Origin of the sequence: uncultured Escherichia sp. (assembly GCF_948475835.1) — a bacterium.
GTDB lineage: Bacteria > Pseudomonadota > Gammaproteobacteria > Enterobacterales > Enterobacteriaceae > ECMA0423.
Genome location: NZ_CAOLGM010000160.1, coordinates 1 through 8329, shown reverse-complemented (window position 1 = coordinate 8329; position 8329 = coordinate 1). Strand labels below are relative to the sequence as shown.

The 8329-nt window shown below is 52.4% G+C and carries 10 protein-coding genes; 4 read left to right on the top strand and 6 right to left on the bottom strand.

The window, feature by feature from the left end:
- The 3 genes from yrhA to QZF50_RS21250 all read left to right on the top strand — a co-directional run.
- The coding region (yrhA, locus tag QZF50_RS21260; RefSeq protein WP_290388982.1) for a protein YrhA at positions 1 to 349 on the top strand (349 nt) is incomplete at its 5' end.
- A 94-nt stretch (positions 350 to 443) separates the two neighbouring features.
- Entirely contained in the window at positions 444 to 599 is a 156-nt protein-coding gene (gene yrhD / locus QZF50_RS21255; protein WP_021534553.1) for a protein YrhD, read from the top strand.
- 199 nt (positions 600 to 798) lie between these two features.
- Positions 799 to 1083 carry a YrhB family protein gene (locus QZF50_RS21250; protein ID WP_000634159.1) on the top strand — a complete coding sequence of 95 codons (285 nt, stop codon included), beginning with the start codon at positions 799 to 801 and terminating at the stop codon, positions 1081 to 1083.
- Positions 1084 to 1120: 37 nt separating this feature from the next.
- Here QZF50_RS21250 and ggt read toward each other — a convergent pair whose 3' ends face one another.
- Positions 1121 to 2863 carry a gamma-glutamyltransferase gene (gene ggt / locus QZF50_RS21245; RefSeq protein ID WP_290388981.1) on the bottom strand — a complete coding sequence of 581 codons (1743 nt, stop codon included), beginning with the start codon at positions 2861 to 2863 and terminating at the stop codon, positions 1121 to 1123.
- Between the two features lie 119 nt (positions 2864 to 2982).
- Between ggt and QZF50_RS21240 the strand changes: the two genes are divergently transcribed.
- Complete coding sequence (locus tag QZF50_RS21240) at positions 2983 to 3423, top strand: DUF2756 family protein (protein WP_000825996.1); 441 nt, start codon at positions 2983 to 2985, stop codon at positions 3421 to 3423.
- On the opposite strand, the gene ugpQ is transcribed toward QZF50_RS21240, so the two are convergent.
- The 5 genes from ugpQ to ugpB form a co-directional block, all read right to left on the bottom strand.
- Complete coding sequence (gene ugpQ, locus QZF50_RS21235; RefSeq protein ID WP_000073590.1) at positions 3410 to 4153, bottom strand: glycerophosphodiester phosphodiesterase; 744 nt, start codon at positions 4151 to 4153, stop codon at positions 3410 to 3412. The two genes, QZF50_RS21240 and ugpQ, sit on opposite strands and share 14 nt — an antisense overlap.
- Positions 4150 to 5220: a sn-glycerol 3-phosphate ABC transporter ATP binding protein UgpC gene (ugpC, locus tag QZF50_RS21230; RefSeq protein WP_000907790.1), complete on the bottom strand. Its 1071-nt coding sequence runs from the start codon at positions 5218 to 5220 to the stop codon at positions 4150 to 4152. Before ugpC ends, ugpQ begins: the two co-directional genes overlap by 4 nt.
- Position 5221: 1 nt before the next feature.
- Positions 5222 to 6067, bottom strand: a complete 846-nt coding sequence (gene ugpE, locus QZF50_RS21225; protein WP_000572164.1) for a sn-glycerol-3-phosphate ABC transporter permease UgpE — start codon at positions 6065 to 6067, stop codon at positions 5222 to 5224.
- A complete protein-coding gene (gene ugpA, locus QZF50_RS21220) occupies positions 6064 to 6951 on the bottom strand; it encodes a sn-glycerol-3-phosphate ABC transporter permease UgpA (RefSeq protein WP_000099276.1) in 888 nt (295 codons plus the stop codon). Before ugpA ends, ugpE begins: the two co-directional genes overlap by 4 nt.
- Before the next feature lie 97 nt (positions 6952 to 7048).
- On the bottom strand, positions 7049 to 8329 hold a 1281-nt coding region (gene ugpB, locus QZF50_RS21215; RefSeq protein WP_290388980.1), incomplete at its 5' end, for a sn-glycerol-3-phosphate ABC transporter substrate-binding protein UgpB.

The window sequence follows — 8329 nt, the reverse complement described above, 5'->3', positions numbered from 1 at the left end:
ATGTAATGAAGTTTGTATTCTTTTTAAGAATCAACCTGATTATCTTACTTTTTTAAGAGCAATGGATGGATTCGAAGTTAATGGATTACGATTATTTAGCCTCTCGATTCCAGAACCTTCAGTTAAAAACCTTTTTGCCGTAAATGAATTTTATAGAAATAATGATGATTTCATAAACCCTGATCTACAAGAACGGTTAGTGATCGGGGATGATAGCATTTCAATATTTACTTATGACATTAAAAGTAACTTTTTTGAAATTAGAGATAATATTGGCACAGAAAATATATTCAGTTCGTTTAGTGATTTCTCTTCATTCTTAAACGAAATCATGGACAGTTGTTCATAATAATCAAAAGGAAACAAAAATCATTGTAAACCATGCCATCTTTTTAGAGATGGCCAGCAGAAAATTCCTTGTTCGAAATTTAGCAGTGCAAGCTATGGAAAAACTTACAACGGAACTACACTCCTTAAGTGAGATGGACCGAAGACATGTAGTCTCTATTTTAGCCGAAATAGCTAATGGCTATGATGATTTTAATGACATGTTGATTTATTTAGAATTTTACACGAATCATAAGATTCTGATATCTTAAATAAGAAAATCCCGTTCGACGTTCTGAAAAAGAAATCATAAAATATTAGCAGATACTTATTTCGTGACTATATCTTATCCGATGAACTTTTTTCAAAACCAGCATTTAATAATATCTTTGACGAAGATGAACGCGTCTTTGCTCAATGTATCACACAGGAATAATAATATAACACTCAACAATAATATTTATTATAATTATGATTACTTATCACGACGCATTCGCGAAAGCGAACCATTACCTTGATGATGCAGATCTCCCGGTCGTCATTACTCTACATGGACGCTTTAGCCAGGGCTGGTATTTCTGTTTCGAAGCACGAGAATTTCTCGAAACTGGAGATGAGGCCGCGCGCTTAGCTGGTAACGCACCTTTTATTATTGATAAAGACAGTGGTGAAATTCATTCTCTGGGAACGGCAAAGCCGCTGGAAGAATATCTACAGGATTACGAAATAAAGAAGGCTACCTTCGGCTTGCCCTGACAAAATAGCCCTCTTCCCACGAAGAGGGCCGCTAACCTTAGTACCCCGCCGTTAAATCATCCACCGAGCGCGGGTCGGATGCGCCGTACAACTCACCGTCCGGCCCAACCATAATGCTTTGTGTACTGCCCATCGCCTCTTTCAGCGCCACTTTCTGACCTTTTGCTTCCAGCAGCTTGAGCGTATCCGGGCTAAACCCTTTTTCGACACGCAGCTCGTCCGGCAACCACTGATGGTGGAAACGCGGCGCATTGGTCGCTTCGGCGACGTTCATGCCATAATCGATGCTATTCACCACCATTTGCAGCACTGTAGTGATGATCCGGCTACCGCCTGGGCTACCGGTAACCAGCCAGGTTTTACCGTCTTTCACCACAATGGTCGGCGACATCGACGACAGCGGGCGTTTGTTCGGCCCGACGGCGTTGGCATCACCGCCCACCAGCCCGTAAACGTTCGGTACGCCCGGTTTGGCGGAGAAATCATCCATCTGGTTATTAAGCAGAATACCGCTCTCGCCCGCGACAATACCCGTACCGAAGGTGGTGTTCAGCGTATAGGTCACCGCCACCGCGTTACCGTCTTTATCCACTACAGAGTAATGGGTAGTTTGATTACTCTCATAAGGCGCAAGCTTGCCAGGGCGAATCTCACTGGACGGCTTCGCTTTGTTGATATCAATTTGATCGGCAATGGATTTGGCATAGGCTTTATTGGTCAGTGCCTGCCACGGGACTTTGACAAAATCCGGGTCGCCAAGATATTCCGAGCGGTCGGCGTAGGCGTATTTCTCCGCTTCTGCCATGATTTGCATCGCATCGGCGCTGCCAAAGCCGTATTTCTTCATATCGAAGTTTTCCAGAATATTGAGGATTTGTACGATATGGATCCCGCCGGAGGATGGCGGTGGCATGGAGTAAACCTGATACCCGCGATAATCGCCGCTTATCGGAGTGCGTTCGACCGCTTTATAGGCCGCTAAATCTTCTTTAGTGATCAAGCCACCGTTTTTCTGCATCTCCTGGGCGATCTGTTCCGCAATCGTGCCTTTATAGAATTCGTCCGGGCCGTTTTCAGCAATCATCTCCAGGCTCTTTGCCAGGTTCGCGTGCCCCAGCGTGTCGCCCTTTTTCAGCGGCTCGCCCTCTTTCCAGAAGATAGCTTTACTGTTTTCGTGATTCGGCAACACTTCGCTACCGTAGGTTTTGAGATCGTCAGCCAGCGCGTCGTTAACGATAAAACCATCGCGTGCCAGTTTAAACGCGGGCTGCACGACTTTGTTCAGCGGCATGGTGCCGTATTTATCCAGCGCCAGCGAGAAACCTGCTACCGTACCCGGTGTGCCGGAAGCCAGATGCGAAGTGAGTGATTTTTTGCTGTCCGGGTTGCCCTGATCATCGAGGAACATATCGCGGGTCGCTTTGGCGGGTGCCATTTCGCGGAAATCGATAGCCGTGGTATTGCCATTTTTCGAGCGGATTAACATAAAACCACCACCGCCCAGATTCCCTGCCTGCGGATGCGTTACCGCCAGCGCGTAGCCCACCGCCACGGCGGCATCAACGGCATTCCCGCCCTCCTTGAGAATATCCACCCCCGCCTGAGTGGCAGTGGCGTCCACAGACGCTACCATTCCCTGTTTCGCGCGTACCGGGTGGAAGACATCTTCCTCCACACCATACGAGACGGGCGGCGCAGGAGGCGCGGCGGCGGCGCTAAAACAACTTCCTGAGAGCAGAGCAGCAATGGCCACCCGGCGTAAAAACGTCGGTTTTATCATCGTTATTCTCCAGAGATTAAGGGGCAACCCCAGCTAAGCCTGGTATATAACTCTGAATTAATCATCGTTTTGTCGGGAAGCGAGTAAACTTAAAGGATATCTTCAGAGGAGGATACGCGATGAAACGACTTCTGATTCTTACGGCACTCCTGCCGTTTGTCGGCTTTGCACAGCCCATTAATACTCTGAACAACCCCAACCAGCCGGGATATCAGATCCCCAGCCAGCAGCGGATGCAAACCCAGATGCAAACGCAGCAAATCCAGCAAAAAGGGATGCTGAATCAGCAACTGAAAACGCAAACTCAGTTGCAACAGCAGCATTTAGAAAACCAGATAAACAATAATTCTCAGCGGGTGTTGCAGTCACAGCCGGGGGAGCGAAATCCCGCCCGGCAGCAAATGCTGCCCAACACCAACGGCGGGATGTTAAACAGCAACCGTAATCCGGATAGTTCGTTGAATCAGCAGCATATGCTGCCGGAGAGGAGAAACGGCGACATGCTGAATCAGCCCAGCACGCCGCAGCCTGACATTCCGTTGAAAACTATTGGGCCGTAAAGTTCGGACCAATCACGTCAATCGCATCGGTACAGATGCAATCCACGCCCCAGCGCAGCAACTCTGCCGCGCGCTGGGGTTTATTGACGGTATAAACCAGAATCCGCAGTCCGGCGTCTTTCAACTGCATCACTCGCACTTTATCGAGTAACTTATGATTGAGATGAATAGAGACGCAGCCCAGCCGCGCGGTCAGTTCGCGCCAGTCGTCGCGCCACTCATCAAGCAATAAACCACGCGGCAGTTCCGGTGCCGCCAGCTGTGCAGCTTCTAAAGCATCAATCTCAAACGATGACAGCAGCGGCGGCGTCATACCGGCCCACAGTTGGCGTGCCGCCAGCGCCACCATTTTGCCCGTTAATGGTCCAGTGCCAGTGGTGGGTTTGATTTCGATATTCGCCATCATCCCGTGTTCGCGACAGCGTTCCGCCACCTGCGAAAGCAACGGCAGCGGCTCACCTTTAAACGCTTTGCTGTACCAACTGCCCGCATCCACGCGCAGTAAATCCTGCCAGTTCAGTTCACCCGCGACGCCCCAGCCGTTGCTGGTGCGTTCGAGATTGTCGTCATGGAGCAGGAAGATCTCGCCATCTTTCGATAACTTCGCGTCAAATTCGATCATCTTATGACCGTATTTTGCCCCGACGTCGATTGCCGCCAGGGTGTTTTCCGGGGCCAGCTTACCGCCGCCACGATGAGCGACGATGCGGGGATAAGGCCAGTTACTCATACTCGTTGTCCTGTTTCACCATCAAAAAGATGCAGCTGATTTTCCGCCAGATGCAGCCACAGCGTGCTGCCTGCCGTCGGGCGCTCCTGATGCGCCAGTCGCACCACCAGCTTCTGCTCGCCCCAGCGTCCGTGCGCCAGGTTATCTGCGCCGAGGATCTCCAGCGTGTCCATCACCAGCGGTACGCCGCCTTCTGCCTGCGAGCTTAGCGCAATATGTTCCGGGCGAATGCCGAGAGTCATTTTACGCCCGGCATACTGACGGTAGCCACCGTTTAGCGGCAGCTCAATACCGCCGTCCAGTTCGAAATGCGTGCCTTCGTTATTCACGCGGCCTGTCAGCAGGTTCATCGCCGGACTGCCGATAAAACTCGCTACAAACAGGCTGGCGGGCTTTTCGTAGACTTCAACTGGTGTGCCAATCTGTTCGGCAACGCCGCCGTTCATCACCATTACTCGCTGGGCGAGCGTCATCGCTTCAACCTGATCGTGAGTAACGTAGAGTGAAGTCGTTTTCAGGCGACGGTGCAACTGTTGCAGTTCAAGACGCATCTGCACGCGCAGCTTGGCATCGAGGTTAGAGAGCGGCTCATCAAACAGGAACACCGCCGGATCGCGCACAATCGCGCGGCCCATCGCCACACGCTGGCGCTGACCGCCGGAAAGCTCGCGCGGGCGACGTTTGAGCAGACCGTCCAGCTCCAGAATGCGCGCCGCTTCTTTAACGCGCTCGGCAATTTGCTGCTTGCCCATGCCGCGAATTTTCAGCCCCCACGCCATGTTTTCTTCGACACTCATATGCGGATAAAGCGCGTAGTTCTGGAACACCATCGCAATCCCGCGATCTTTTGGCTCCATTTCAGTCACGCGCTGGTCGTTGATCCAGATATCGCCTTCTGTCACCCGCTCCAGCCCGGCAACCATGCGCAGCAGCGTCGATTTCCCGCAGCCAGACGGCCCGACCATCACGATAAATTCGCCATCCGCCACATCAAGGGTCAGCGGTTTAATGACCTGGGTTTTACCATCCCAGCTTTTGGTTACTGCCTGTAATTTCAGTCCTGCCATCTTATTTCTCACTATCGACCAGGCCGCGCACGAAGGCACGCTGCATCACTAAAACAATCACCACCGGAGGGATAAGCGTTAACAACATCGCCGCCATCACTGAGTTCCATTCAGTGGTGCCTTCGCCTGTAGCGATCATCCCTTTGATCCCTGCCACGGTGGTGCCGAGATCCACATCGGTAATAATCAACAACGGCCACAAATACTGGTTCCAGCCGTAAATAAAGGTGATCACAAACAGCGCCGCCAGATTGGTTTTGGAGAGCGGAAAAACGATGTCGCAAAAGAAACGCATTGGTGACGCGCCGTCGATCCGCGCCGCTTCCACCAGTTCATCCGGCAGCGTCATAAAGAACTGGCGAAACAGAAACGTGGCGGTCGCCGAGGCCATCAGCGGCAGCGTTAAACCGGCGTAGCTGTCGAGCATCTTCAGGTTGGCGATGACTTCCACCGTCGGGAAGATACGTACTTCAACCGGCAGCATCAGGGTGATAAAAATCATCCAGAAGAAGAGGTTACGTAGCGGAAAACGAAACCAGACAATGGCAAATGCCGAGAGCATCGAGACGGTAATTTTGCCGAGCGTAATGCTGAACGCCATCACAAAGCTGTTAAGCAACATCCGCCAGAACGGCGCGCTATTCGTGCCTACCCCGTTAACCCAGATGTTGTGGATATTTTCCAGCAGATGTGTGCCGGGGATGAGCGTCATCGGCGCGGCATAGACGGCCTGTTTATCCAGCGTCGCCGCGACAAACGCCACGTACAGCGGGAAGAGGATCACCGCGATCCCGAGGATCAGCATGGTATGGCTGAATATCGTCAGCCACGGACGGTTCTCAATCATTGGTAACGCACCTTGCTTTCAACATAGCGGAACTGCACCACCGTCAGCACGATGACGAGGAACATCAACACCACCGACTGCGCGGCAGACGAAGCCAGATCCAGTCCGGTAAAGCCTTCACGGTAGATCTTATAAATCAGCGTCGTGGTGGCCTGAACCGGCCCGCCGGACGTGGCGGCGTCGATCACCGGGAAGGTGTCGAAGAAGGCATACACCAGGTTCACCACCAGCAGGAAGAAACTCACCGGAGCGATAAGCGGCAGCGCAATCTTAAAGAAGCGGCGAATTGGGCCTGCACCGTCGATGGCTGCGGCTTCGATCAACGAACGGGGAATGGATTGCAGCGCGGCATAGAAGAACAGGAAGTTGTAGCTGATTTGCTTCCATACTGAGGCAAACACCACCAGAAACATTGCCTGACCGCTGTTTTGCGCGTGGTTCCAGTCGTAGCCGAACTCCGCGAGAAAATGGGTGATCAGCCCGCGACCGGGGTTAAACAGGAAGATCCACAATACGGCGGCAACGGCGGGAGCCACGGCGTAAGGCAGCAGCATTAAGGTTTGATAGAAACGGCTGCCGCGCACGATGTACTCCACCAGCGCCGCGAAGAACAGCGACACCAGCAAACCGCTGACGGTGACAAAGGTGCTGAATTTTATCGTCGTCCAGAAGGAGTCGAGATAGTAGCTGTCATGAAACAGCGCGACGAAGTTATCCAGGCCGACAAACTGGCTGGAGAAACCAAACGGATCGACGCTTTGTAGCGAGTACCACAACGCTTCGCCCGCAGGCCAGATAAAAAAGATAACGGTGATGATGAGCTGCGGCGCGACCAGCAGATAAGGCAGCCAGCGCGAGCGGAACACCGGACGGGATGATGACATTACGGTTAATTCCTGAACTGTGCCGGATGCGCTTCGCTTATCCGGCCTACACGCGATGCCAGGTCAGATAAGCGAAACGCATCCGACATTACACTGATTAAGACTTCGTCGATTTCTCAAAGCGGCGCAGCAACTGATTTCCACGCTCAACGGCGGTATCCAGTGCCTGCTGTGGTGTCTTCTTACCGGTCCACACGCTCTCCAGCTCTTCATCCACAATCACGCGGATCTGCGGCATGTTGCCCAGACGCAGCCCTTTGGTGAACGGCAACGGCGGCTTGTTCAGCATCTGACGCGTCGCGGTATCCGCCCCTGGGTTTTTCTCATAAAAGCCCTGCTCACGGGTCAGGTCATACGCTGCTTTGGTGATTGGCAGATAACCGGTTTTCTGATGCCACTCGGCAGCGTTTTCTGGCTTCGCGAGGAAGTCGAGGAACTTCGCCACGCCGGTATACGTTTCTTTATTTTTGCCCTGCATCACCCACAGGCTGGCCCCGCCGATAATGGCGTTTTGCGGTGCATCTTTCGCATCGGCGTCGTAAGGCATCATGCCTACGCCATAGTTAAATTTGGCGTACTCACGAATATTAGCGAGAGAACCGGAAGAGGCGGTGGTCATCGCGCAATCACCGTTATAGAACTTCTCGGTGGATTCATCCTTACGACCGACGTAGCTGAAGTCGCCCTTCTTGTTCATCTCCTCGAGCATGGCGATGTGTTTCACCTGCTCCGGCTTGTTGAACTCCAGCACCGCGTCCGTGCCGTCAAAGCCGTTGTTTTTGCTGGCAAACGGCAGACCGTTCCAGGCGCTAAAGTTTTCCAGTTGGATCCAGCCCTGCCAGCCGCTGGCGTAGCCGCACTTCATACCGGAGGCTTTCAGTTTCGCGGCATAGTCCGCCAGATCCTGCCAGGTTTTCGGCGGTTGTTCCGGGTCTAATCCTGCTTTCTTGAAGGCGTCTTTGTTGTAATAGAGAACGGGGGTCGAGCTGTTGAATGGCTGGGAGAGTAAGTGGCCCGTTTTGCTGTCGGAGTAGTAACCGGAAACCGTCGGCACAAACTGCGACTCATCGAATTGAATCCCCGCCTCTTTAAACACGTCATATACCGGTTTAATGGCTTTCGATGCCATCATGGTGGCGGTGCCAACTTCATAAACCTGCAAAATAGCCGGAGCGTTGCCGGTACGAAATGCGGCAATCCCCGCGCTTAAATTCTGTTCGTAGTTGCCTTTATAGGTCGGTACAATTTTGTAATCCGGATTTTCGGCGTTAAAACGTTGGGCCAGAGAATCCACCTCTTTACCCAGTTCCCCTTCCATAGAATGCCAGAACGGAATGGTCGTCACTGCCTGTGCATTCCCCAGTAACGCCAGTCCGCG